This is a genomic window from Pseudoduganella rivuli (genome assembly GCF_009674485.1).
GTDB classification, from domain to species: Bacteria; Pseudomonadota; Gammaproteobacteria; order Burkholderiales; family Burkholderiaceae_D; genus Rugamonas; species Rugamonas rivuli_B.
This window is the reverse complement of record NZ_WKJJ01000016.1, coordinates 202,229-227,157: the sequence shown is the minus strand read 5'-3', so window position 1 is coordinate 227,157 and position 24,929 is coordinate 202,229. Positions and strand designations below refer to the sequence as shown.

The 24,929-nt window shown below is 64.7% G+C and carries 15 protein-coding genes; 10 read left to right on the top strand and 5 right to left on the bottom strand.

What is annotated here, in order from left to right; all coding sequences use genetic code 11:
* Positions 1-252 precede the first annotated feature (252 nt).
* Positions 253-2,289, bottom strand: a complete 2,037-nt coding sequence (locus GJ700_RS24350; RefSeq protein WP_154378792.1) for a prolyl oligopeptidase family serine peptidase — start codon at positions 2,287-2,289, stop codon at positions 253-255.
* 180 nt (positions 2,290-2,469) lie between these two features.
* Between GJ700_RS24350 and GJ700_RS24345 the strand changes: the two genes are divergently transcribed.
* The 6 genes from GJ700_RS24345 to GJ700_RS24320 all read left to right on the top strand — a co-directional run bounded on the left by GJ700_RS24345 (position 2,470) and on the right by GJ700_RS24320 (position 18,226).
* A complete protein-coding gene (locus GJ700_RS24345) occupies positions 2,470-4,539 on the top strand; it encodes an NHL domain-containing protein (protein WP_195763995.1) in 2,070 nt (689 codons plus the stop codon).
* Between the two features lie 203 nt (positions 4,540-4,742).
* On the top strand, positions 4,743-7,880 hold the full coding sequence (locus tag GJ700_RS24340) for a CHASE domain-containing protein (RefSeq protein ID WP_154378788.1): 3,138 nt from the start codon (positions 4,743-4,745) through the stop codon (positions 7,878-7,880).
* Between the two features lie 79 nt (positions 7,881-7,959).
* The gene (gene recC / locus GJ700_RS24335; RefSeq protein WP_154378786.1) at positions 7,960-11,391 is read left to right on the top strand and encodes an exodeoxyribonuclease V subunit gamma; all 3,432 of its coding nucleotides are present in this window, start codon (positions 7,960-7,962) and stop codon (positions 11,389-11,391) included.
* Positions 11,388-15,158 (top strand): exodeoxyribonuclease V subunit beta, encoded by a 3,771-nt coding sequence (recB, locus tag GJ700_RS24330; RefSeq protein WP_154378784.1) that lies wholly within the window; start codon positions 11,388-11,390, stop codon positions 15,156-15,158. Before recC ends, recB begins: the two co-directional genes overlap by 4 nt.
* Complete coding sequence (gene recD, locus GJ700_RS24325) at positions 15,158-17,191, top strand: exodeoxyribonuclease V subunit alpha (RefSeq protein WP_154378782.1); 2,034 nt, start codon at positions 15,158-15,160, stop codon at positions 17,189-17,191. The genes recB and recD overlap by 1 nt, the downstream gene beginning before the upstream one ends.
* 558 nt (positions 17,192-17,749) lie before the next feature.
* Entirely contained in the window at positions 17,750-18,226 is a 477-nt protein-coding gene (locus GJ700_RS24320; RefSeq protein ID WP_154378780.1) for a hypothetical protein, read from the top strand.
* A gap of 4 nt (positions 18,227-18,230) precedes the next feature.
* Here GJ700_RS24320 and GJ700_RS24315 read toward each other — a convergent pair whose 3' ends face one another.
* The 3 genes from GJ700_RS24315 to GJ700_RS24305 all read right to left on the bottom strand — a co-directional run bounded on the left by GJ700_RS24315 (position 18,231) and on the right by GJ700_RS24305 (position 20,826).
* Complete coding sequence (locus tag GJ700_RS24315; protein ID WP_154378778.1) at positions 18,231-18,674, bottom strand: hypothetical protein; 444 nt, start codon at positions 18,672-18,674, stop codon at positions 18,231-18,233.
* A 33-nt stretch (positions 18,675-18,707) separates the two neighbouring features.
* Positions 18,708-19,583 carry a serine hydrolase gene (locus tag GJ700_RS24310; RefSeq protein ID WP_154378777.1) on the bottom strand — a complete coding sequence of 292 codons (876 nt, stop codon included), beginning with the start codon at positions 19,581-19,583 and terminating at the stop codon, positions 18,708-18,710.
* 226 nt (positions 19,584-19,809) lie between these two features.
* Entirely contained in the window at positions 19,810-20,826 is a 1,017-nt protein-coding gene (locus tag GJ700_RS24305; protein ID WP_154378775.1) for a sulfate ABC transporter substrate-binding protein, read from the bottom strand.
* Between the two features lie 215 nt (positions 20,827-21,041).
* Between GJ700_RS24305 and GJ700_RS24300 the strand changes: the two genes are divergently transcribed.
* Both GJ700_RS24300 and GJ700_RS24295 read left to right on the top strand, forming a co-directional pair.
* Positions 21,042-21,581, top strand: a complete 540-nt coding sequence (locus tag GJ700_RS24300; protein WP_154378773.1) for a GNAT family N-acetyltransferase — start codon at positions 21,042-21,044, stop codon at positions 21,579-21,581.
* 26 nt (positions 21,582-21,607) lie between these two features.
* Positions 21,608-22,198, top strand: a complete 591-nt coding sequence (locus GJ700_RS24295) for a TIGR02466 family protein (protein ID WP_154378771.1) — start codon at positions 21,608-21,610, stop codon at positions 22,196-22,198.
* 15 nt (positions 22,199-22,213) lie between these two features.
* On the opposite strand, the gene GJ700_RS24290 is transcribed toward GJ700_RS24295, so the two are convergent.
* Positions 22,214-23,035 (bottom strand): class II glutamine amidotransferase, encoded by an 822-nt coding sequence (locus GJ700_RS24290; protein ID WP_154378769.1) that lies wholly within the window; start codon positions 23,033-23,035, stop codon positions 22,214-22,216.
* 205 nt (positions 23,036-23,240) lie between these two features.
* On the opposite strand from GJ700_RS24290, the gene GJ700_RS24285 reads away from it, so the two are divergent.
* Complete coding sequence (locus tag GJ700_RS24285) at positions 23,241-24,101, top strand: EAL domain-containing protein (RefSeq protein ID WP_154378767.1); 861 nt, start codon at positions 23,241-23,243, stop codon at positions 24,099-24,101.
* Between the two features lie 95 nt (positions 24,102-24,196).
* Positions 24,197-24,928: a YcbK family protein gene (locus tag GJ700_RS24280; protein ID WP_443094167.1), complete on the top strand. Its 732-nt coding sequence runs from the start codon at positions 24,197-24,199 to the stop codon at positions 24,926-24,928.
* Position 24,929 lies beyond the last annotated feature (1 nt).

Here is a 24,929-nt window from a genome sequence, read left to right as displayed (position 1 = left end):
CTGAGACTATGATTTGCCATGAGAGCAGTGGTTTAGTTTTTGGGTTTGGTCGCACAAACACAATAACTCTTCCTTACTGCTCTCTTGCGTTTACGGCATGCTCATCCCGGCAATCCGTGAAGAACCAAAAAAAAGCCCGCTATCAGCGGGCCGGAAGAGGGAGTAATCAAATGTCACGGCCGTTTGTCCGTGGCATTTCAGACATTATTGCAAGAAAGAGTTGTAAACTCAACATTTAATTTAACATTTCAATCAGCACTTTAGTTGTTGCAGCAGAAATGCATAGGTCAGTGCCCACATCAGCGCCTGCTGGTCATTGTTGGCCGCGCCCGCATGGCCGCCTTCCGTATTTTCCCAGTACAGCACGTCGTGCCCCTGTTCCTGCATCAGCGCTGCCATTTTGCGCGCATGGCCAGGGTGGACGCGGTCGTCGCGGGTGGACGTGGTCAGCAGCACGCGGGGATAGCGGCGTTGTGCGCTGATGTTGTGGTAGGGCGAATAGCGGGCAATGTAATCCCACTGCAACGGATCGTCCGGATCGCCGTATTCGCCCATCCAGGACGCGCCCGCCAGCAGCTTGTGGTAGCGCCGCATGTCCAGCAGCGGCACCTGGCACACCACGGCATTGAACAGCTCCGGCCGCTGCGCCATGACGGCGCCCACCAGCAGGCCGCCATTGCTGCCGCCCATAATGCCCAGTTGCGCGGGCGTGGTGAATCCCCGCGCGATGGCGTCTTCGGCCACGGCAATGAAGTCGTCAAACGCGTTTTGCCGGTTTTCCTTCAGCGCGGCCTGGTGCCAGCGGGGGCCGAATTCTCCGCCGCCGCGGATATTGGCCAGCAAATAAATACCGCCGTGTTCCAGCCACCCGGCGCCGGTCGCGCCGCTGTAATACGGCTTCAGCGGCACCTCGAAGCCGCCATAACCATACAGCAGCGCCGGCAGCGGTTGCTCCGGGCCCCGTTCGGCCGCCGTGCGCGGCAGCACGGCAAAGTAGGGCACTTGCGTGCCGTCGCGCGAGCGGGCGCTGAACTGCCGTATCGCATACGGCTGCGCATCGAAATACGCGGGCAGGGCCCGCAGAGTCACGCGCTCGTCGCTGCCCGCATGGCACAGCGCCAGCGTGGTGGGCGTCAGGAAGTCCGTCAGGGTCAGGAAGTATTCATCGCTGTCGATGGCGTCGACCGGCGTGGCTTCCAGCGAGCCCAGCGCCGGCACGGCGACTTCGCGCGCACGCCATCCGTGGTCGGTATGCGTCAGTTCCAGCAGGCGGCTGTGGACGTTGTCGAGGATATTGAGCAGCAGCGCGGAACGGGTCACGCAGACGCCGTCCAGCGACGACGTGGCCGACGGTTCGAACAGCACGGCCATCTTGCGTTCGCCGCGCAGGAAAGCGCGGAAATCCGTGGCCAGCAGCGCGCCTTGCGGATACACGAAGCCATCGACAGGCCAAGCCGAGCGCAGTTCGATGATCAGCTGGCCGCGCACCGTGTAGGCGTTGGCGTCGTCCGGCTTGGGCACGCGCGTCAGTGTGCTCCCTTCGCGCAGGTACAGTTCGTTGGTATAAAACGTCATCGAGCGCCAGATGAATTCAAACCGGTGCCCCGGCGTGAAATCCATGCAGGCGCCCACGCCCAGGTCGTCCACGTCGGCTTGGTACAGGATGGGGGCGTCGGCCAGCGCCGTGCCGCGGCGCCATTCGCGCACGGTGCGCGGATAGCCCGACTGTGTCAGGCTGCCGGGGCCGCAATCGGTGGCGACAAACAGACTGTCGCGGTCGCGCCAGGCCGCCTGGCTCTTCGCTTCCGGCAGCATGAAGCCGCCCGAGACAAAGGCTTTTGCGTCGAGGTCGTATTCGCGCAACACGTGGGCATCGCCGCCGCCGCGCGACAGCGACACCAGGCAGCGGTCGCCGTGGTGCAGGAACACCGCGCCGCTCCAGACCCAGTTTTCATCTTCCACGGCCGCCAGCGCGTCGAGGTCGATCATGGTTTCCCATTCGGGTTCCACCTGGCGGTATTGCTGGGGCGTGGTGCGCCGCCAGATGCCGCGCACGTGGCCCGCATCGCGCCAGAAGTTGTAATACCAGTCGCCGTGCACGGTGACGTAGGGGATGCGGTCCTGCGAATTGAGCAGCGTGCGCAGCCGGCCATGGATGGCGTCGAATTGCGGGTGGCGGTGCAGTTCCGCGATGGCGGCGTCCGCCTGGCGCCGCACCCAGTCCATCGGCGCATCGCCCGCCACGTCTTCCAGCCACAGATAGGGGTCGTATTCCGCTGTCACATGCATAAGCGTCTCCGTTTTTACTATTGTGGCACGGATGGCGGGTTTGCCTGGCCGGATAGTGGTGACCGGCGGAGACAGCGGGGCAGCCACACGTGGCATGTTGCAAGTAATTGACTGAATTGTAATTATTTGATGCCGCGCATAGGATGGGAGCTTCATATTCTTGCTTTGGAGACAATCCTTATGCCAGTCGCTGCTTCGCGCACGTTTTCGTTGTTGCGCCTGCTGGCGCTGGGTGCGGCATTGACGGGCTGCGGCCAACACGCCGACTCAGTGCCTGGCCGGGCGGGCGGGCCGCCGGGTATCGCGCTGGCGCAGGGCGGCGCTGTACCCGGCGCAGCAACTGCCGCCGCGTCCAAAGCGGGGGCGGGTCAACCGGCACAGGTTTTCCTGATGGCCGGCAGCATATCCGGTGACGGCAATACCGATGGCTATATGCTCGCTGCACATTTCCGCGATCCGGACGGCGTGGCCGGCGATGCCTATGGCAATATTTTTGTGGCCGATACCGGCAACCATACGATACGCCGCATCACGCCGAATGGCATGGTGAGCACCGTCGCCGGCAAGGCGGGCGAGGCCGGCAGCCGCGATGGCGAAGGCGGGCAGGCCCGTTTCAATACGCCTATGGGATTGCGGATCGACAGCGTCGGCAATCTTTTTGTGGCCGATTCCGGCAACCACACGATACGGCGAATAGCACCCGATGGTATGGTCACGACCATGGCCGGCAAGGCTGGCGAAGCCGGCGCCATGGACGGGGCGCCGGGCGTGGGCCGCTTGCAACAGCCTGCCCGGTTTGCCATCGGACCGGATGGCGTGTTGTACGTGGCGGACGCGGTGGGCGGCGCCATCCGCAAGGTCGCGCCCGACGGCATGATCGCTACGCTGGCCGTCGGCGCGCCAATGCACAATCCTGTCGACGGCAGCCTGGTGGCAAAACCACTCAGCGGTATCCGCGCCATTGCGGCAGACTTGTCCGGGAACCTGTATATCACGAACGCGAATTTGCAAATGGTGCTGAAAATTAGCACCGATGGCCAGGTAAGCCACGTGGCGGGCAAGACCAACCAGTGGGATCCCGACATCAGCGACCAAATCGACGGCGCCGGCGCACAGGCGCAATTCGCGCGGCCGGGCGATATCGTGACCCACCGGGACGGCTCGCTGACGGTAGTGGATTACCACACGGTGCGCCGTATCTCCGCCGAGGGCGTGGTCACCACGCCGCCCCGGTTCAACCGTGTGAGCCTGGCCAACAACTACACCGCGCTGGCACTGGACCGCGACGGTGCCGTACTGATGGCCAACCGCAATTATGAAGAACACCATGTTCGTTCCGCTGGGCTGTCGGCGATTTACCGGCTGCACGGCGACGGCGGTTTGACGCTGGTGGCGCCCCGCCCGCTGGCGGCGCCCGCGCTGTCGCAGTATGGCATTGCGCTGCCTTCGTTCGGGCCAGCCGCGCTGGCGGCCGGGCCGGCGGGCAAGTTGTACGTGGCGGGATATGCCGCGCTGCACTGGCTCGATGCACTGGGCCGCTTTGTCACGGTGCCGCTGCGGGCCTATGGCGCCGGCAGCATCAGCAATCCGTCGCCGCGCACCATGGGCATGGACGGGGCCGGCAATGCGTACCTGGTGGAGCATGGCATCTACAAAGTCACGCCGGACGGCTGGGTGCTGGTCGTTCCCGCCGGACTGGATTATGGCGGCATCGCCGTGGCACGGGACGGTACCATTTATGCTACAACAGTGGGACAGGGCGCCATCTATGTCATCCGTGAAGAACGTGAACCGGAATTGTTTGCGGGGGTGCCGGGTGTGCTCGGCAATGGGGACGGGCCGCGCGAGGCGGCCACGTTCGGCCGCCTGGGCGGGATAGCGCTGGATGGGGCAGGCAACCTGTATGTGGCCGACACCGGCAACCACACGGTGCGCAAGATCGGTGTTGATGGCATGGTAACGACGGTTGCCGGACGTACCGGGATTGCAGGCGACACCGATGGCGCCGGCGCCACGCTGCGCTCACCGTGGTATATCACGACGGACCACGCCGGCAATGTCTATGTGGCGGAACAGGGCGGTTATACGGTGCGCCGCATTGCGCGGGACGGCGCGGTGGCGACCGTGGCGGGCAAGCTGGGCTCCGAAGGCATTGCTTTGGACAGCCTGGGGCGGATCTGGGGACTGGCCGGTGCCGAGGGCGTCGTCTATATCATTTCTGATGGTGCTTTGCTGAAATTGATATTGTGAAAATATAACGGTCGAACTGGCCGGCCCATGGCGGTTTTCCACCACCGTTTCGCATTGTTGCAACTAATTTATTGCCCACCCGGTGTATGATGCGGCCCGTCGCGCGCCGCCCTACGGCGTCCGGGCATTAATTCTGGTTGGTCAGGGTGTTTAATAGTATGCTGCTGCAATGCAAAACTTCTCTTGGCGTGGTGTGATTGCCGATGCGTAAACTGGGTGCCTGGCTTGCGAGCTTGCTCAACCTGCGGACCTTGCTCTGGGGCATAGGTTTGTCGCTGTCGGCCGCCATCGGCATGGTCCTGTATGTCAACGCCGCCCGCTTTGTCGAGGAAGACGACCGCCAGCGCTTCGACAACCTGGCGCGCAGCACGCAATACAGCATTTCCGCCCGCGTCAAGTCGTATTCCGATGTGGTGCGCGGCCTGGTCGCGCTGTTCCAGACCACGGACAACCTGACCCGCCTGCAATTTCACCAATACGTCAGCAGCCTGAATCTGCCGCTGCATTTCCCCGCGATCGAAGCCCTGAATTACGCCGTGCCCGTGACGGAAGCCGAGCGCGCCGCCTTTGTCGCGTCCGTGCGGGCGGACAAGAGCCTGGATCCGGCGGGCTATCCGAATTTCGATATCAAGAAGCCTGGTCCCAGCGGCAATTACACGGTGATGCTGTACATGGAACCGATGGACATCGTCAAGGAACGGTTCGGCGTTGACATCGCCGCCACGCCGGCCATTGCGCGGGCGCTGGAGCAGTCGCGCGATACCGGGCAGGTCAGCGCCTCGGGCCAGCCCATCCTGGTCAAGAAGCCGGTGCCGCACATCGGCCTGGGGATGCGCCTGCCGGTCTACCGGCGCGGCATGCCCATCAATGACGTGGCCAGCCGCCGCGCCGCTTATGTCGGCACGGTGGGCATCGGCTTTTCCGTGTCGAAGCTGGTGCAGGGCGCCATCGACGAGATGGCGATGCGCCAGGTGCACATGCTGCTGTATGCGGACAGTTCCACCGATGTGGAGAAGCGCCGCCTGGCCATCGAGAAAAGCGACCGCCTGCTGTACAACGACAACGGCTCGATCGAAGACGCGCCCGCGGCGCCGGGCGACCCCGACGATTACCTGGAAACCGTGTTGCCGATCGATTTCAACGGCACGCTGTGGAAGGCGCTGTTCCGCGTGAAGAAAACCGATATGCACACGGGCCTCGATGCGTATTTCCCGTGGATCGCGCTGGCGATCGGCTTTGTCGGCACCATGCTGATTTACAGCTACCTGCTGACCTTGTATTTCTCGCGCCGCAGCGCCGTGGAACAGCGCCAGTTGCTGGACAGTGTGCTGAACAACATCGATGCGCGTGTGTTCATGAAAGACCAGAACCGCCGTTATATTTATGCCAACGCCAAGATGGCGGAAGTCATGGGCCGTCCCGTGGACCAGATCGTCGGCCGCAGCGACCATGAACTGATGCCGCAGCCGGAGGCGGATGCCGCGTGGGAAGAAGAGCGGCGCGTGTTTGCCGACGGATTGAAACGGGCCGGCGAAGAGCGGTATGTCGACCCGCGCGGCGCCGTGCACCACCTGTGGTCCGTGAACGCGCCGGTGCGCATCGACAAGGAAGTGGCAGCCGTGATTTCACTGGCCACCGACATCACGGAATTGCACAACCTGAAAGAGCAGGCGCAAGCCGCCAACCAGGCCAAGAGCGATTTCCTGTCGAATATGAGCCATGAAATCCGCACGCCGATGAACAGCATCATCGGCATGGCGCACCTGGCGCTGAAATCCGTGACCAACCCCAAGCAGCGCGATTACCTGCAAAAGATTTTCCACTCCGGCCAGCATTTGCTGGGCATCATCAATGACATCCTGGACTTTTCCAAGATCGAAGCGGGCAAGCTGGAACTGGAAGTGCTTGATTTCTCGCTCAATACCTTGATGGCCAACGTCGCGAACCAGCTCAGTGAAAGCGCGGCGCGCAAGAACCTGGAACTGGTGTTTGAAATCTGGCCCGGCATGCCGCAGCAATTGCGGGGCGATCCGCTGCGGCTGGAGCAAGTGATGTTGAACTTCACCAGCAACGCCATCAAGTTTTCCGAAAACGGCAAGATCCATATCCGCGCCCGTCCCGTGGAAGACCGCGACAATTACTGCCTGGTGCGCTTCGAAGTGCAGGATAACGGCATCGGCATGAGCAAGAGCCAGATGGCAACCCTGTTCCAGTCGTTCCAGCAGGGCGACACGTCGACCACCCGCAAATACGGCGGCACGGGCCTGGGCCTGGTGATTTCCAAGCAACTGGCCGAACTGATGGGCGGCACCGTCGGGGTCGACAGCGTGGAAGGCCTGGGCAGCACGTTCTGGTTCACGGCGCGCCTGGTGAAAGGCACGAACTTGCTGGAAGCGGGCGTGGCCAAGGTGTTGGAGCCGGAAGTCATGGAATCGTTCAAGGGCGCGGCGATCCTGCTGGTGGAAGACAATATCTTCAGCCAGCAGGTGGGACAGGAATTGCTGGAAGACGCGGGCGCCATGGTGTGCATTGCCAACAATGGCAAGGAAGCCATCGATTTGCTGTTGAAAGAGCACTTCGACTGCGTGCTGATGGACGTGCAAATGCCGGTCATGGATGGCTATGAGGCGACGCGGCTGATCCGCGCCCATCCGCGCCTGGCCGGCACCCTGGTGATCGCCATGACGGCCAACGCGGGACGCGACGACCAGGCGCGCTGCATCGCGGCCGGCATGGATGAGTTCATCACCAAGCCGATCGCGCCCAACCTGCTGTTCACCGTGCTGTCGCGCTGGATGAACAAGCGGGCGGGCGAAGGGCGGCCGCCCCGCCTGGGCAGCCGGCCGACCGTGTCGGCCGCTGCCGGCATCGACCCGTTCCCGGCCCCCGTGGCAGCGCCACCGGCTGGCCAGGCCGATGCCTCCGGTGTCCCGCCGGCGGCGCAGGATGCGGCGGCTGCGCCTTCGCATCCCGGTGTGCAGATCGCTGCCGCGGAAATGTTCGATATCAGCGCGCTGGCGCAGACCTTCAATAACAAGCCGGAAAAAATGCGCAAGTACGCGGTCATGTTCCTCGACTCGGCGCGCGACGGCATGGTGGAAGTCAACGAAGCGCTGGCGCAGGGCGACATGGCGCGCCTGTCGGAACTGGGCCATCGCATCAAGTCGTCGGCGCGGGCCGTGGGCGCCATGCATTTCGGCGAACTGTGCCTGGCGCTGGAACATTTGAAGCCGGACGCCGAACCGGCCAGTGCCCGCTACATCGTGGCGCAAATGCAGCCGATGCTGGACCACTTGCAGGGGCATATTGCGCAAGAACTCGATGCGCACGCGGCGGGGTAGCGACATCCTCGCCACAGCCGCTGGCCGTCCGCGCCCCCAGCGGCGATAATGGCGCTTTGCCACACGCACCGCTGAATCCATGCCTATTACTCCCGGTCTCCTGATCTTGCATGGCAACCAACTGGAACAGTTGCGGGCCGCCGTCTTCGGCTGGCTGCAAAGCCATCCATTGGGGCCGCTGGAGACCGACACGTTCCTGGTGCAATCGAACGGCGTGGCCGAATGGCTGAAAATCGCGCTGGCCGAGGAAACCGGCATTTGCGCCGCCACACAATTGCGGCTGCCCGCGCGCCAGTTGTGGGAAGCCTATCGCGCCATGCTGGGCCGCGACAGCGTGCCGCCGATTTCCGCGTTCGACAAGGGCCCGCTGACATGGCGCCTGATGCGGCTGCTGCCGGCGTTGCTGGCCGACGACGTGTTTGCGCCGCTGCGCCATTTCCTCGGCGACGGCTGCCCGGAGCGGCGGTTGCAACTGGCGACAAGGCTGGCCGACCTGTACGACCAGTACCAGGTGTACCGTGCCGACTGGCTGGAAGACTGGGCGGCCGGACGCGATGTGCTGCGCAGCGCGCGTGGCGAAACGGTCGCGCTGGCGCCGGACCAGCGCTGGCAAGGCGCGCTGTGGCGGGCCGTGATGGCCAGTGTGCCGGAACCGGAGCGCCTGCTGGGCCGCGCCAGCGTGCACACGCGCTTCGTGCAGGCGGTGGAGCGGGGCGATGCGCCGCGCGGCCCGCTGCCGCGCCGCCTCGTGGTGTTCGGCATCTCGTCATTGCCATACCAGGTGCTGCAGGCGCTGGCCGCGCTGGCGCGGCACACGCAAGTGCTGCTGGCCGTGCCGAATCCGTGCCGCTACCACTGGGGCGACATCATCGACGGCCGCGACCTGCTGCGCGCCGCCCGCAAGCGGCAGCAATTGAAGAACGGCGTCGACCTGGCGCAGATCCCGCTGGAGGAATTGCATGCCCACAGCCACCCGCTGCTGGCCAGCTGGGGGCGGCAGGGCCGCGACTTCATCCGCATGCTCGATGAATTCGACGAAGCCAGCCAGGCGCGCGGCGAGGACGACGGCGCGGCGCCCATGCGCGTCGACCTGTTTGGCGAGGAAGAGGGAGGCACCCTGCTGGAGCAGGTGCAGGCCGCCGTGCGCGACCTGCTGCCGCCAGGCGAACATCCGCACGTCCCGCCCGACGACGACGACCTGTCAATTGAATTCCACATCACGCACAGCGTGCAGCGCGAAGTGGAAGTGCTGCACGACCGGCTGCTGGCCATGTTCGCCGAAGGCCAGCGCAGCGGCCGTCCGCTGCGCCCGCGCGATGTGGTGGTGATGGTGCCGGACATCGATGTGTTCACGGCGGCGATCCACGCGGTCTTCGGCCAGCACCGCAAGAGCGATCCTCGCCATATCCCGTTCGCCATTGGCGACGTCAATGACCGCAGCGTCAATCCGCTGCTGGTGGCGCTGGAATGGCTGCTGCGCCTGCCGCAGCAGCGCTGCCGCCAGAGCGAAGTGCGCGATTTGCTGGACGTGCCCGCGCTGGCGCAGCGCTTCGGCTTGCAGGAAGACGATTTGCCGACCCTGGGGGTGTGGATCGAGGGGGCCGGCGTGCGCTGGGGCCTGGACCAGCCGCACCGCGCCGGCCTGGGACTGGCGCCGGCCGGCGAACAGAATGCGTGGATATTCGGCCTGCGCCGCATGCTGCTGGGCTATGCCGGTGGCGACGAGGTGACCTACAGCGGCATCGAAGCATATGGCGAAGTGGGCGGGCTCGATGCGGCGCTGGCCGGGTCGCTGGCGCAACTGGTGGAAGCGCTGCTGGCGTGGCGCGCCATCCTGGCCGTGCCGCGCACGCCGGCCGAGTGGGGCGAGCAGGCGCGCGCGCTGCTCGACACGTTCTTCACGGCGTCCGGCGAAGACGACCGCCTGACCCTGGCGCAATTGCACGAAACCCTGAACCGCTGGCTGGAAATCTGCGACGGCGCGGGCTTTGACGAACCCGTGCCGCTGGCCGTGCTGCGCGAATCGTGGCTGGGGGCGCTCGACGAGCCGACACTGGACCACCAGTTCGTATCGGGCGGCGTCACCTTCTGCACGTTGATGCCGATGCGCGCCGTGCCGTTCCGCGTGGTGTGCCTGCTGGGCATGAATGACGGCGACTTCCCGCGCCGCGCACACAAGGCCGATTTCGACTTGCTGGCGCTGCCCGGCATGGCGCGTCCCGGCGACCGCTCGCGGCGCGACGACGACCGCTACCTGATGCTGGAAGCGCTGCTGGCGGCGCGCGACAAACTGTACGTGAGCTGGGTCGGCCGCAATGTGCGCGACAACAGCGAACAGCCGCCGTCCGTGCTGGTGTCGCAGTTGCGCGACTACCTGCACGCGGGCTGGGGCCTGGATTTGTCGCACAGGACCACGGAACACGCGCTGCAGCCGTTCTCGCGCCGCTATTTCGAGGAAGGCGGCCTGCCGACCTACGCGGCGGAATGGCGCGAAGCGCACGGCGACGGCGGCTTGGCGCCGGCCGAGGCTGCGCCAGGGGATGGCGTGACGTTGCCGCCGTATGAGCCGGAAGAGGGTTTCCGCCTGCGCCTGGGCATGCTGGCCAGTTTCATCCGGCAGCCGGTGCGCTATTTCTTCCGCCAGCGTCTCGGCGTGGTGTTTGGCGACGCCGTGCTGGTGGGCGAGGATGAAGAACCGTTCGCGCTCGATGCGCTGGAGCGCTTCGGCCTGGAAGGCAAGATGCTGGACGACAGCGGCGAACCGGAACCCGTGGCCGAAGTGCGGGAACGGCTGGTGGCGCGCGCGGAACGGCTGGAACGGGAAGGCTTGCTGCCGATCGGCTTGCCGGGCAAGCATGTGCAGCGTGTGCTGGTCGACGAGCTGGTGCCGGTGCGCACGGAATGGCTGCGCCAGCGCGCCCGCTATCCGCTGGCCGCGGCCAAGCTGGCGGTCAGCCTGCGGCTTGGCTGCGAATTGGACGAAACGCCGCTGGAAGACTGGGTCGACCAGTTGCGCACCAATGGCACGGACACCGTGTGGCTGATGCAACTGGCGTCGCGCGTGGCGGACCGCAACGGCGCGCCGCGCGGCGACAAGCTGATCGCCGTCTGGCTGCGCCAGCTGGCCGCCGCCGCGCAGGGAGTCCCGGTGGCGGGCATCCTAGTGGCGCGCGACGTGGTGGCGCATTTCGCGCCGCTGGAGCCGGGCGCGGCGCGCGAACAACTGGCCGAACTGGTGGCCTTGTGGCGCGAGGGCATGGACCGGCCGTTACCCGTGGCGTGCCGCACGGCGCTGGCGCACCTGGGCGACGGCGACGCGCGCGCCATCTATGACGGCGACTACAACCGCGACGGCGAAGTCACGGACCTGTGCCTGGCGCGCCTGTGGCCGGACTTTGCCGCGCTGGCGCAGGAGCCGGACTGGCTGCCGTGCGCCGAGCGGCTGTATGGGCCGCTGGCGGACTGGATCGCGCAGCACGTGACGATGACGCCGTTCGGGGAGCAGGTATGAGCAACCTGTTGCGACCGCTGACCTTCCCCCTGCACGGCTCGCGCCTGATCGAAGCGTCGGCCGGCACCGGCAAGACCTGGACCATCGCCGCGCTGTACGTGCGGCTGGTGCTGGGCCATGGCGGCGACGATGGCTATGCCAGGCCGCTGCTGCCATCCGACATCCTCGTGATGACGTTTACCCGCGCCGCCACGCGTGAGCTGTCGAACCGCGTGCGCGAACGGCTGATCGAGGCGGCCGCGTACTTCCGTGGCGAAAGCGCGAAGGCCGACTCGTACCTGGACGCGCTGCTGGAATCCTATCCGGACGACGCGGCGCGCAACCAGGCCGCGCACCGCCTGATGCTGGCGGCGGAAACCATGGATGAAGCGGCGATCTTCACCATCGACGCGTGGTGCCAGCGCATGCTGCGCGAACACGCGTTCGACAGCGGCAGCCTGTTCGACGAGGAACTGGTCAGCGACGAGGCGGCGCTGTTCGAGGATGCGGCGCACGATTACTGGCGCCAGCAAGTGTATCCGCTCGACGCGAAGCTGCTGGAGCCGCTGCTGGAGTGCTGGGCCGATGTCGGGCAATTGAAGGCGTCCGTGCGCGAACTGGCGGCGCGGCGCGACTGGCTGGAGCGCGGCAATGAAGGTGGCAATGAAGGCGGTGGCGAAAAGCTGGGGGCGCTGATCGGGCGCCTGCAGCGTTTCCAGCGTTCGCGCGTGCTGGAACTCAAGGAAGGCTGGAGCGGGCGCGCCAACCGCATGGAACAGTGGATCAGCGGGGAGCGGGAAGCGGCGCCCAAGTGCTTCCACGGCGCGAAAATGAAACCGGAATCCGTGGCGAAATGGTTCGATGCGCTGCGCAACTGGGCGCAGGACGACCACCAGCTGCACCCGGACTTGAACCAGACAGCATGGAACCGGTTGGCGCCGGACGGCTTGCTCGATGCGTGCGCCAAAGACTATACGCCCGCGATTCCCGCCGATTTCGACGAAGTGCCACGCTTGCGGGCGGCGCTGGAAGAACTCGAACCGCTGAAGCACGCGCTGTACCGCCACGCGGCGCTGGCCATTGCGCGGCGCATGGAAGAGCTCAAGCGCAACGCGCGCCAGTTCGGTTTCGCCGACATGCTGGACCGCCTGCGGCAAGCGCTGCAAGGCGACAACGGCGGGGCGCTGCGCCAGCGCATCATCGACCAGTACCCGGTGGCGCTGGTCGACGAATTCCAGGATACGGCGCCGAACCAGTACCGTATCTTCGACTTGCTGTACCAGGTCGACGCCAATGACCGGGCGCTGGGATTGTTCCTGATCGGCGACCCCAAGCAATCGATTTACGGCTTCCGCGGCGCCGACATCCACAGTTACCTGGCTGCGCGGCGCGCCACCGAAGGCCGCCATTATGTGCTGGGCACCAACTTCCGCTCGACGGCCGCGCTGGTGGCTGCCGTCAACCAGGTATTCCTGCACGCGGAAGGGGGCAATGGACGCGACGGCCATGCCAGGGGCGCGTTCCGCTTCCGCGCCGAAGGCGTCAATCCGCTGCCGTTCGACGCGGTGGACGCCAATGGCCGCAAGGAACGGCTGGTGGGCGCCGGCGGGCCGCTGGCGGCGCTGGTTGTGTCGTGCACGGAAGCGGACGGCATCAAGAAGGATGATTACCGCGCGTTCTTTGCGCACCACTGCGCCGAACACATCGCCGGCCTGCTCAACGACGAGCGGGCGGGCTTTGCCGGCGGCGACGGTGGATTCAAACGGTTGCAGCCGGCCGATATCGCCGTGCTGGTGCGCGACCGCAAGGAAGCGTCCGCGATCCGCCACGCGCTGGCGCGCCGGCGCATCGCCAGCGTGTATTTGTCGGACAAGGATTCCGTCATCGACAGCGAAGAGGCGGCCGACGTGCTGCGCTGGCTGACGGCGATGGCCAACCCGCTCGATGGCGCCCTGGCGCGCGCCGCTTTCGCCACGCGTACGGCGGGCTTGCCGCTGGCGGAACTGGCGCGTTTGTCGGCCGACGAACTGGCGTGGGAACAGCGGGTCGAACAATTGAAGACATTGCACCTGGTATGGCAGCGCCAGGGCGTGCTGGCCATGCTGCGCCGCTTCATCCACGAACTGGGATTGCCGTCGGCGCTGCTGGCGCAGGCGGGCGGCGAGCGGCGCCTGACCAACTTGCTGCACCTGGCGGAATTGCTGCAAACGGCCAGCCGCCAGCTTGATGGCGAACAGGCGCTGATCCGCTGGCTGGCCGAACAGATCGAAGCGGGCGGCGACAGCGGCGACGAGCGCGTGCTGCGGCTGGAATCCGACGCGGAACTGGTGAAAGTCGTCACCGTGCACAAGTCCAAGGGGCTGGAATATCCGCTGGTGTATTTACCGTTTGCCGTCACGGCGCGCAAGGCGGACAAGCGCAACCGCAGCTTCCTTGAATTCACCGATGGGACGGGGACGCGCCACGTCGACATGGCGCTGTCCGATGCCGCGCTGGAGGCGGTGGAAGAGGCGCGGCTGGCCGAGGATTTGCGCCTGCTGTACGTGGCGCTGACGCGGCCCCGCCATTTCCTGTGGCTGGGCGTGGCGGCGCTGGCGGCCCGCAAGGAAGGAAGCAATACGCTGCATGAATCCGCGCTGGGCTACCTGCTGACGGGCGGTGAAGCGTTGCCCGCGTCCGGCCTGGCGCTGCGCTGGGAACAGGTGAAGGGCGGCTGTGATGCGATCGCGATCGACAGGCTGGAAGCGCCCGATTCTGTCACGCTGCTGCAGCGAGAGGACTTGCAGGCGCCGCTGGTGGCGGCGCGCCGCTACGACGGCGACTTCGAGCGGGACTGGTCGGTCGGCAGTTTCACGTCGCTGACCAGGCGCAATCCGCAAGATATGTCGCATTTGTTCGCGTCCGATCTGGCTGCGGACAATGTGGCGTTTGCCGGGTGGGACGAGCGTGCTGCAGCTCCGGCGCCGGCTGGCATGGCGGCCGGCGATGCACGCGTGCCCCGCACGGCGCTGCAAGCCAAATTGCTGGAACAGCAGGCGTTGGCCGACGCCATGCAGCGCATTGCCGACGAGCCGTGGCACCGTTTCCCCCGCGGTTCCGTGCCCGGCAACTTCCTGCACGAACAGCTGGAGTGGATGGCCCACGAAGGCTTTGCCACGGTGGACGATCCACAATTCGATACGCGCCTGTTGCGCCGCATCGAGCGCGCGGGATGGGCCAACCGCCAGGACGATGCGCTGGCATGGCTGCGCGCGGTGGCGACCACGCCGCTGCCGGCGCTGGGCGCGCCATTGTCCGCGCTGCACGGCGCGCTGCCGGAACTGGAATTCTGGTTCCCCAGCGAGCGGCTGTCGAGCGGCGCGCTGGACCGGCTGTGCCGCCGCCTCGTGTTGCCCGGCCTGCCGCGTCCCGCGCTGCCGGAACGGCGCCTGCACGGCATGCTGAAAGGGTTCATGGACCTGGTGTTCGAGCACGAAGGGCGCTACTGGGTGCTGGACTACAAATCCAACGCGCTGGGCGGCAACGACAGCGCGTATCACGCGAAAGCGCTGGCAATCGGCATGGCGGAGCACCGCTATGACATCCAGGGCGCGCTGTACATGCTGGCGCTGCACCGCCTGCTGCGCTCGCGGCTGGGGGAGGCGTACGATCCGGCCGCACAGCTGGGCGGCGCGATGTTCTTCTTCCTGCGCGGTATCGGCCATGCGCAGACGCGCGGCTGCTGCGTGCTGGCGCCGGAACCCGGGCTGCTGGACGGGCTGGACGCATTATTCAACGAGGAAAATTGATGGTGTTGACTTCCACCACCACGCCAGACCCGGAGCAGCAAGCGTTGCTGGCGCAAATCGATGTCTTGACGGAAGCGGGGCAGTTGCGCCGCCTGTCCGGCGCGTTTGCCCGCTTTGTCGCCACGCTGGGTCCGGCCCGGCCGCCGCTGTTGCTGGCGTGCGTCTTGCTGTCGGAACTGGAAGGACGTGGCCACAGTTGCCTGATGCTGGCCGACCTGGCCGGCGCCAGCCCGCCGGTGCGTTCCATGCTGGGCTGGAGCGAGGAAGACTGGCAGGCGTTGCGCGCGTCCGCCGCGCCGCTGCCGAAATCCGCGACCGCATGGCGCGCGCACTTGTATCAGTGCGAACAGGTGTGGCCCGCCGCCGACCTGGATTTCGGCCAGCCGCTGGTGCTCGATGGCGACCGCCTGTACCTGCGCCGCTACTGGCGCGACGAAACCGCCGTGGCGCACGCGGTGCGGGCCCGCGCGCTGCGGCAGCGGGCCATCGATGCGGGACGCGTGCGGCATTGGCTGGACATCCTGTTCCCGCCGGCGGCCGAAGGCGACACGGACTGGCAAAAGGCCGCGTGCGCGGTGGCGGTGCGGGCCGACCTGGGCATCATCACGGGCGGTCCCGGCACCGGCAAGACATATACGGTGGCACGGCTGCTGGCACTGCTGTTCGCCACGGCGGGTATGGAGCGCTTGCCCGCGGCGTCCGCCTTGCCGCCTGCGGCGGGCGGAGGTATCCGCATCGCGCTGGCCGCGCCGACCGGCAAGGCCGCCGCGCGGTTGAAGCAATCGATCGACCAGGCGCTGGGCGCCTTGTCCGCGCTGGTGCCGGATTTGAATTTACCGGAACTGGCGGCCCGCATGGGCGCGGCGCGCACTTTGCACAGCCTGCTGGGCGCGCGTCCCGATACGCGCAACTTCGTGCACCACAAGGGCAATCCGCTCGATGTCGACGTCTTGATCGTCGACGAGGCGTCGATGGTGCACCTGGAAATGATGGCGTCATTGCTGGACGCGCTGCCGCCCCATGCGCGGCTGGTACTGCTGGGCGACAAGGATCAACTGGCGTCCGTGGAAGCCGGCGCGGTGCTGGGCGACATGTGCCATGACGCGGAAAGCGGCGGCTACAGCGCCGCGACCGCCGCCTACCTGCGCGACGCGGCGGGGATCGCGCTGCCGGAAGCGTTTGTGGGGGACGGCGGACCGCTGGCCCAGCAAACGGTGATGCTGCGCAAGAGCATGCGCTTTGGCGGCGCGATCGGGCAACTGGCGCTGGCCGTCAATGCGGGCGACGTGGCGCGCGTGCGCGACGTCTTGCGTGGCGATGACAGCGGCCAGCTGGCGTGGATCGATCCCGCCCACCATGGTCAAGTGCTGCAACTGGCGCTGGAAGGACGGCCGCGCGCGGAAGGCGGCTACCAGCACTACCTGCGCCGCATGATCGCGGGCATCGACGATGGCGCGGCGCTGTCGCAGGATACGCTGCGCCACGAAGCGTGGGTGCGCGACGTGCTCTCGGCGTTCGAATCGTTCCGCATCCTGTGCGCGGTGCGCGAAGGGGAGTGGGGCGTCGCCGGCCTGAACGACGCGATTGCCGCCAGGCTGGAGGCGGCGGGCTTGCTGCGCCGCCGCGGCGAATGGTATGTGGGGCGCCCCGTGATGGTGACGCGCAACGATTACGCCACGGGCGTGTTCAACGGCGACATTGGCCTGACGTTGCCGGACCCGATGCGGCCGGGTTCCCTGCGCGTGTATTTCAGCGAAGGCCCGGCCATCCGCAGCGTGCTGGCCACGCGCCTGCGCAACGTGGAGACCGCGTTTGCCATGACGGTCCACAAATCGCAGGGCTCGGAATTTGCGCACACGGTGATGGTGCTGCCGACGTCGGCCAGCGCGGTGCTGGCGCGCGAGCTGGTCTACACCGGCATCACGCGCGCCCGCACGCACTTCACGCTGGCCACGCCGGTGGCCGGGGTGCTGGACGAGGCGGCGACGGTGAGAACGCACCGGGCCAGCGGCTTGCGGGGGTTGGTGGGGTGAGGCCGCAATCCCGGTTGCGGGGCTGTCCACCTCCATAATGATTGCCTCCTTCGTACTCGTAGTGCCTCGTTTTGCCTTGCAACATATCGGCAATGTGGCTTGTCGGTCTCCGCTTCGAGAGCGGGCTTGCCCGGAGCAGTGTACTGCGGGGCTCTGGACTACGAGGCAAAAGGAGGCATCAAGAGTACGAAGGAGGCAGCCCCTATGAAGGGGCTAGGGCGGGTCCTCACTGCCAGATTGTTTCCGGACATTGGCCAGATATTCTTGAAAAGCCTGCGTTAACGGCTTTCCCCATTTTTTTAGGGGATTGGCATCTTCTTCGTATTTGCAACGTCCGAGCGGCACGATATCGCGCACAAAGCTTGGCCGCAGAAATTGTAATTGTTCAGGTGGTAAGCCAATTACCAATGCAATCCCATCAGCCGCGAGGCGTTGACTGTGCTCCTGGCAACTGCCTCCTTTGTACTTGTGCCGCCTCGTTTTGCCTTGCGTCTCCGGGGGAACTTATGCCGAGCCGAGTGGTCTGAGTCTATATGCGATGGGGCAAAAGGAGGCATCATGAGTACGAACGAGGCATTCACTGAGAGGGTATTAGGCCCGCTATCCTTCGAACTTCAGTACGAACTTCGGAAGGCGAATGATTGCCGCCAGCCGGAAGAAATCATCGCCATGCTGGTGCGGAATTGGCTTCAGGATCGCAGGGGGACGCCGTTTGCCAAGGGCTACCAGTGGAAAGATTTGTTCTTGCCACATGGTACCGAGCTACGCCTGCGCTTCAAAGGAAAGGATTATTACGCAATGATTCAAGGCGACAAGTTGATGTATGGCGGCGGTCACATGACGCCACGCGAATGGTGCCGCGTGGTGACCGGCACCGTGCGCAACCCGTGGCGCGATATTTGGATACGCCGGAATAGTCACGAGTACTGGCTGCATGCCTGGCAATGGCGTAAAGACAATAGCGTTTTGCCGCAGCTGTGGGGGTGTGACCGGCGGTGCCTTGCGCGGCGTAAAGGAGATTCGCCGCCGCCTTAGCTATTTAGCGAAGGCGCTCCTTGACGAACAGCCATGCGCAAAATCCGGCAACCGCCGATTGTCCTGCCCACATGAGGAAAACCGAGCCTGGCAGGTGCGGAACAGGGCCGAAACCAAAGACAAACCACAGGAAGATGGCGACGTGGCCGAGCAGCGGGATAAAGACGAACTTTGAGCGGCGCCACAGGAGCAACCCGGTGAGCACGAGGCAGGAGTCGGCCGCCAGACGGATATATGGGTTGGATGCGATATCGATGATCGCCCGGTCCGCGAGCCATTCCCACGCGCTGGCCAGTTCGACCAGGCGAACGGTTCCGTAAGCGACAATCAGCAACGAAATGATCCACCGTCCCAGCAAGGCAAATGGAAAGCCTGCGCGTTGCTCCGTTGACGCCGGTGTCTCCGCATGCGCCAGCGATGCCTTGGGCGGGTGATAGGGATTAACCATAACTGGACGCCCCTATGACATGGCGAAGCGGCGTCAGGCGGCGCGGCGGCGCTTGGCGGCGGTTTTCGATGCCGGTGCTTTCTTTCGCAAGCTTTGCTTCACGGGTTTCACCGGCTTGTCCTCATCGCCGGAAATAAACTTGCGGATCTTCAGCGCATCCATCAGGCGCGCAGAACTGGCGCCCGCGTTCAGCAGCACCATGGTGGCGTTGCGGCCGGCCGATTTGATGCGCATGATCAGGCAGCGGCCCGCTTCTTCCGTGTAACCGGTCTTGGACATGCCGATGTCCCAGCCCTTGGCGCCCACCAGGCGGTTGGTGTTGTGGTATTCGACCTTGCGGCCGTTGATCTTGATGACGTCCTTGCTGTCGGTGGAAATCTCGCGGATGACGTCGTATTTGGCGGCCGCGTTGGCCATTTTCACCAGGTCGGCGGCGGTCGACACGTTGTGCGGCGACAGGCCGGTCGGTTCTTCGATGACCGTGTTGGTCAGGCCCAGCGACTTGATTTTCAGGTCGACGGCGCGCTTGAAGGCAGGCTGGCCGCCTGGATAGGTGCGGGCCAGCGCGGCGGCCGCGCGGTTATCGGACGACATCAGCGCCAGTTGCAGCACGTCGGCGCGCGAAATCGCGGCGCCGACCGGTACGCGCGACTGGCTGTGCTTGAGCATGTCGACATCGGAGCGGTCGATGTTGATGACTTCATTCATGTCCTGTTTGGCGTCCAGCACCACCATGGCCGTCATCAGCTTGGTCAGCGAAGCGATGGGCACCTGGGCGGTGGCGTTTTTTTCAAGCAGGATTTTGCCGGTGTCGTCTTCGACCACCAGCACATTTTGCGAGCCGAGCGGCAACGCCATAGCGGCGGCGCTCAAGGACATCAGCAGGGCGGCTACTGTTTTCTTGATCATGTTAATTCGAAATTGGGAGGTTGGAAAATCGGCTGCGTATCGTAAAAAAGCGCGTTGCTAGTGCACTGCACAATATCTATACGGCAATATTTCCCCACCTACGAAGATACAGGAAATCAGCAAGCTCGTCCATGGAATGTCAGCCGTATCCGTCGCTGAAATGCAAAAAAGCCCCGCAGTGCGGGGCTTGCGGGGCTGGTGTGTGGCGAAATGACTTATTTTGCGCTTATTTGGCGCTGTAAATCTTGTCGAATTCGCCGCCGTCGTCGAAGTGTTTTTTCTGCACTGCACGCCAGCCGCCGAATACTTCATCGACGCTTTGCAAGGTGATCGGCTTGAAGCTGGCCGCGTACTTTTTCGCCACGGCTTCCGAACGGGGACGCAGGAAGTGTTTGGCCAGGATTTCCTGGCCGGCGTCCGAATACAGGAAGTTCAGGTAAGCCGTCGCGGGTTTGCGCAGGTTGCGCTTGTCGACGACCTTATCGACGATGGCCACGGGCGATTCCGCCAGCACCGACGTCGGTGGATAGACGATGTCGAACTGGTCGCCGAATTCATCCTTGACGAGGAATACTTCATTTTCAAACGTCACCAGCACGTCGCCGATCTGGCGCTGCGCGAACGTGGTGGTGGCGGCGCGGCCGCCGGTATCCATCACGGGCACATTCTTGAAGATCTTGCCCACCAGGTCGCGCGCCTGCGCTTCCGTGCCGCCTTTTTTCAACACCGAGCCCCACGCGGCCAGGTACGAGTAGCGGCCGTTGCCCGAGGTTTTCGGGTTCGGGATGATGACTTTCACGTCCGGCTTGGCCAGGTCGGCCCAGTCCTTGATGTTTTTAGGATTGCCCTTGCGGACCAGGTAAATCACGGTGGAATAGAACGGCGCTGCGTTGTGCGGGAATTTGGCTTTCCAGTCGGCCGCCACCAGGCCACGGTCGGCCAGCAAGTCCACGTCGTTGGCCTGGTTCAACGTCACCACCGATGCTTCCAGGCCATCGGCCACGGAGCGCGCCTGTTTCGACGAGCCGCCATGCGACTGGTTGACAGTCACGGTCTCGCCCGTTTTCTTCTTGTAGTCCGCGATAAACGCCGGATTGATGTCCTTGAATACTTCGCGCATGACGTCATACGACACATTCAGGATGGCCGTGTCCGCCGCAAACGATGGCGTCGCAAATGGCAGGGCGGCGGCGACCAGGGCGGTCGCGATCAGGGTACGGCGCTTATTACTTTTCTGTGTCATGGGGGCTTTGTTCCTGTTGTGAAAAACATATAGGCATGGTCTATAATTCGCGCCGGAAAAGATACGAATTTTTCGTAATATATAAATCACGATTTCGAGGCAAAGCAAAACGCACGGCACGCGACACGAGCTTTTTCTGGCTGGTGTATAGTCGCGCTGTGTGCCGGTGGCAAGCCGCCGGCGCCGGGGTGATCGGCATTATTTTGTGAGTACACATGAGTCTTGAAATTCGTATTGCTGCATCTGGCGACGCTGCTGCGGCATGCAATGTTTTACGGCGCTCCATCGCCGAATGCTGTGTCCTCGACCACAACAATGACCCCGCCATCCTGGGCGCGTGGCTCGGCAATAAAACCCCGCAAATGGTGGCCAGCTGGTTCCAGTCGCCCACCAATCATTCGCTGGTGGCGCTGCAGGACGGCAATGTTGTCGGCGTGGCGCTGCTGACGGGCGCCGGCAAGCTGGCGCTGTGCTACCTGTTGCCGGAAGCGCGCGGCCAGGGCCTGGGCAAGGCGCTGCTGGCGCGCATGGAAGAAGTCGCATGCGGCTGGGGCGTGAAAGCACTGCAATTGCACAGCACGGCCACGGGCGAAGGCTTTTTTGCGCGTTTCGGCTACACCCGCGCCGGCCAGGTGCGTTCGCCGTACGGCGTCGATACGACTTTCTTTTGGAAGCAACTCGACGGCGGCGCCGCGCCCACGGACGGCGACGACGCGAAACCGCGCAAGCGCTTCTGTAGCTGCAATTCGAACTGACATACAAAAACAATTGAAAGGTTCGCATGCCTGAAATCGCCGTCAGCCGCCAGGATATTTTCCCGACCACGATCTGGTCATTCGACCTCGCTTACCTTCAACCGTATTTCCCCCTGTGGCTGGACGTGATCCGGCAATTGCGCGCGGCGCAGCCTCAGCCGGCCGGCCGCACCATCCGCCGTGGCTGGAACAGCGACACCACGCTGCTGCAACAGCCGGCGTTCGAGCCGCTGCACGTGGCGGCGCAAACCGTGTTTGGCCAGGTCTTGCAGGAAATGCAGTTGCCGGGCGCGATCCGCTTCCGCGTCGAAGGCTGGGTCAACCTGCATGAGGAGGGGGGATTCAATATGCAGCACATGCATCCGAACCGCCTGCTGTCGGCCGCGTTTTATATCCAGGTGCCGGAAGGGTCGAATCCCGTGCTGTTCCACGACCCGCGTCCCGCCGTCAAGCTGGGGCAGGTGGCGGGGCGGGGTTTCAATGGCGGCGGGCTGACCGCCGCGCAGCCGGCGCTGGGCCAGATGCTGGTGTTCCCGAACTGGCTGGAACACCACGTGGAACCGCACCCGGTGTCGGCGCCGCGCATTTCCATCGGCATGAACGCGGTCGCGGCTTAACGTTGCAAGGACCGTTCAGGCGGCGCACGCGCAGGCGGCGCTGTCGCGGCCATGGGCGTGATAGCTCAGGCTGGCCGCATCGATGGCATGGCCGTCGGCAAACATCTTCAGTTCTCCCGGCACGAACGCGTGCCACGTTTCATCGCTGGTCAGCGGCTGGGTGGCGATCACCGCCATGCGGTCGTCCGGGCCGTTGTGCCGGCTCAGGTCGATGCTGCGTTCGCAATCGATCAGGCTGGCCTGGGCAAACGGATAGGCGCGCGACACGTAGTGCAATTGCGTCGAGCAGTGCGCCAGCAGGGTCTCGCCATCGGACAGCAGGAAATTGAACACACCGTGCACGGCGATCTCCGCCGCCAGTTCCGACACCGCCACATACAAGGCGCGCCGTCCCGGCTGCGTGGCAAAGCGGTCGGCCAGGCCGGACAGCAGGTGGCAAAACGCCCGTTCGCTGTCGGTGTCGCCTTCCACGTCATACAGGCCGGCATCCGGATAAAACCCTTTCAAATCGCCATTGTGGGCAAACGACCACGTGCGGCCCCACAAGGTGCGGGTGAACGGGTGGCAGTTTTCCTGGGCGATGCGGCCTTGCGTGGCCTTGCGGATGTGCGCCACCACGTTGCTGGCCTTGATGCGGCGCTGTTTCATTTGCTCGGCCAGCGGCGACTCGATGGTGGCGCGCTGGTCGCGGAACAGGCGCACGCCGCGGCGGGTATGGAAGGCGATGCCCCAGCCATCCTTGTGTTCCCCGGTGCGGCCGCCCCGTTCGGCAAATCCCGCAAAGGAAAAGCGCAAGTCGGCAGGCTGGTTGCTGTTCATTCCGAGGAGCTGGCACATGGTGACACCGCAAGAAAAATAACGATGAGTCCACGATAACGGCGGTGGCAAAGCGGGGGAACGAATGTTTTTCTATATGCATATGTGTAATGCGATAGGTGATGCCATATGCATAAAACGAATACACATGGAAAAAACCATTCGTTTTGCCGCGACAACGGCTGGGATAAGGTGTCGCCATTGCAGCAACCTGGAGCCAACCAAGATGAGCTTTCCCGTCCTGAACCAATACCTGTCCCGCCTGTCCCGCGACGGCGCATCCCACACCAGCATCCAGCTCGACCCGCTTGGCCGCGCGCAGGGCCGCTTCTTCAATTGCACGATGACGAGCGCGTTCCAGCCGGTGCGGGAATTGCAGCAGGGCGCGGCGATTGCCTATGAAGGATTGGCGCGCAGCGCGGCGGGCGGTGGCGAAGGGCTGTCGTTGTGGAAGTTGCTGGACAGCGCCGCCAGCGACGATGAATCCGTGGAACTGGACCGTTTGTGCCGCATGCTGCATGCGATTAACTTCTTCCGCCAGGAAGAGGCGGTTGGCGCTGGTGATACGGACCTGTACCTGAACGTGCACAGCCGCCTGCTGAGCGCCGTGTCCAGCAACCACGGCTACGCGTTCCGCCGCATCCTCGATGCGCTGGAATTGCCGCTGGCCCGCATCGTGCTGCTGTTGCCGCCCGTGACGGCGCAGCAGGGCTGGCTGATCAATTATGTGGCGGACAATTACCGCCGCAACGGTTTCCGCTTTGCCGTGCAGGCGTCCGGCGCGCGCGATGGCGCGGCGCTGCTGGAGCGGGTGCGCCCGGACGTGTTGCGGCTCGATGCGCGCGGCGTTGGCGGCTCGATCGATGCCGACGCCGCCACCGTGGCGCTGCTGGAGCAGTCGCGCCAGGCCGGCGTGCGCACGGAATTCCGCCGCCTCGACACCGTCGGCGCCCTGCAGGCGCTGCACCGCATCGCGGAAGCGGCGGGGGCGCCGCTGCTGGCGCAGGGGACGCTGCTGGACGTGCCGCAACCGGCGCTGGCGCCGCCGGCCGCCGGGGCGGAGCTGGCGGCGGTCGCCTTGCCTTAATTTCGTCTTAAGCCTGCCACGCTCACTTAAAGCGGTTTCTCAACACCCTCCGCTAATCAGCTATAGTTACAGGGTATTGTTTTATCGGAATAAGTATGGCAACGCGCAGAGACTTCTTACAGACTGGTTTGGGCCTGACCGCCGCCAGTTTCATCGGTGCGCCGCTGCTGGGATGCGCCGCGCGCGCGGAACCGGTGCGGCAGGCCAAGGCCGCACCGAAACCCGCTTCCAAGGCGCCCGTCAAAGGGGCGGACAAGCCCGTGCAACTGGCGCAGATGACACCCGCTCCGGACGAGGACCTGGAGCCGCCGCCGGACATTTTTGACGCGCAATCGCTGGACCTGGAATTCTGGCTGAAACCCCGCACGATCCAGCTGATCCGTCCCGCCAGCGGTGAAAAAACCAGGCTGCTGTATTGGAAAGACGGTGAAATCATTGATTCGGCCTATCAGGAACTGTGCCACTTGCTGCGCGACGTGAATGGCAAGGAGACTGCCCCGATCGACCCGAAATTGCTGGAAACCCTATGGGGCGCGCAGGCGTTCGTGGCGCGCTTCGGCATTGAAAGCCCGGTGGAAATCCTGTCCGGCTACCGCACCAGGAGTTCCAACAACAAGCTGATCGAGCAGGGCATTCCCGCCGCGCGGCAGTCGCTGCACATGGAAGGCAAGGCGGCCGATATCCGCATCCCCAACCTCAATGAAGAAGTGCTGGGCGGACTGGTGCGCAGTTTCCGCCAGGGCGGCGTGGGCTTCTATTACCGCTCCGGTCCGCGGGGCGGCTGGATCCATGCCGATACCGGCTTGAAGCGGACGTGGAAAGGGTGAT

Coding starts and splice junctions, on each gene's coding strand:
- GJ700_RS24350 (WP_154378792.1), bottom strand. CDS start 2,289: ATGCATGTGACAGCGGAATACGACCCCTATCTGTGGCTGGAAGACGTG.
- GJ700_RS24345 (WP_195763995.1), top strand. CDS start 2,470: ATGCCAGTCGCTGCTTCGCGCACGTTTTCGTTGTTGCGCCTGCTGGCG.
- GJ700_RS24340 (WP_154378788.1), top strand. CDS start 4,743: ATGCGTAAACTGGGTGCCTGGCTTGCGAGCTTGCTCAACCTGCGGACC.
- recC (WP_154378786.1), top strand. CDS start 7,960: ATGCCTATTACTCCCGGTCTCCTGATCTTGCATGGCAACCAACTGGAA.
- recB (WP_154378784.1), top strand. CDS start 11,388: ATGAGCAACCTGTTGCGACCGCTGACCTTCCCCCTGCACGGCTCGCGC.
- recD (WP_154378782.1), top strand. CDS start 15,158: ATGGTGTTGACTTCCACCACCACGCCAGACCCGGAGCAGCAAGCGTTG.
- GJ700_RS24320 (WP_154378780.1), top strand. CDS start 17,750: ATGAGTACGAACGAGGCATTCACTGAGAGGGTATTAGGCCCGCTATCC.
- GJ700_RS24315 (WP_154378778.1), bottom strand. CDS start 18,674: ATGGTTAATCCCTATCACCCGCCCAAGGCATCGCTGGCGCATGCGGAG.
- GJ700_RS24310 (WP_154378777.1), bottom strand. CDS start 19,583: ATGATCAAGAAAACAGTAGCCGCCCTGCTGATGTCCTTGAGCGCCGCC.
- GJ700_RS24305 (WP_154378775.1), bottom strand. CDS start 20,826: ATGACACAGAAAAGTAATAAGCGCCGTACCCTGATCGCGACCGCCCTG.
- GJ700_RS24300 (WP_154378773.1), top strand. CDS start 21,042: ATGAGTCTTGAAATTCGTATTGCTGCATCTGGCGACGCTGCTGCGGCA.
- GJ700_RS24295 (WP_154378771.1), top strand. CDS start 21,608: ATGCCTGAAATCGCCGTCAGCCGCCAGGATATTTTCCCGACCACGATC.
- GJ700_RS24290 (WP_154378769.1), bottom strand. CDS start 23,035: ATGTGCCAGCTCCTCGGAATGAACAGCAACCAGCCTGCCGACTTGCGC.
- GJ700_RS24285 (WP_154378767.1), top strand. CDS start 23,241: ATGAGCTTTCCCGTCCTGAACCAATACCTGTCCCGCCTGTCCCGCGAC.
- GJ700_RS24280 (WP_443094167.1), top strand. CDS start 24,197: ATGGCAACGCGCAGAGACTTCTTACAGACTGGTTTGGGCCTGACCGCC.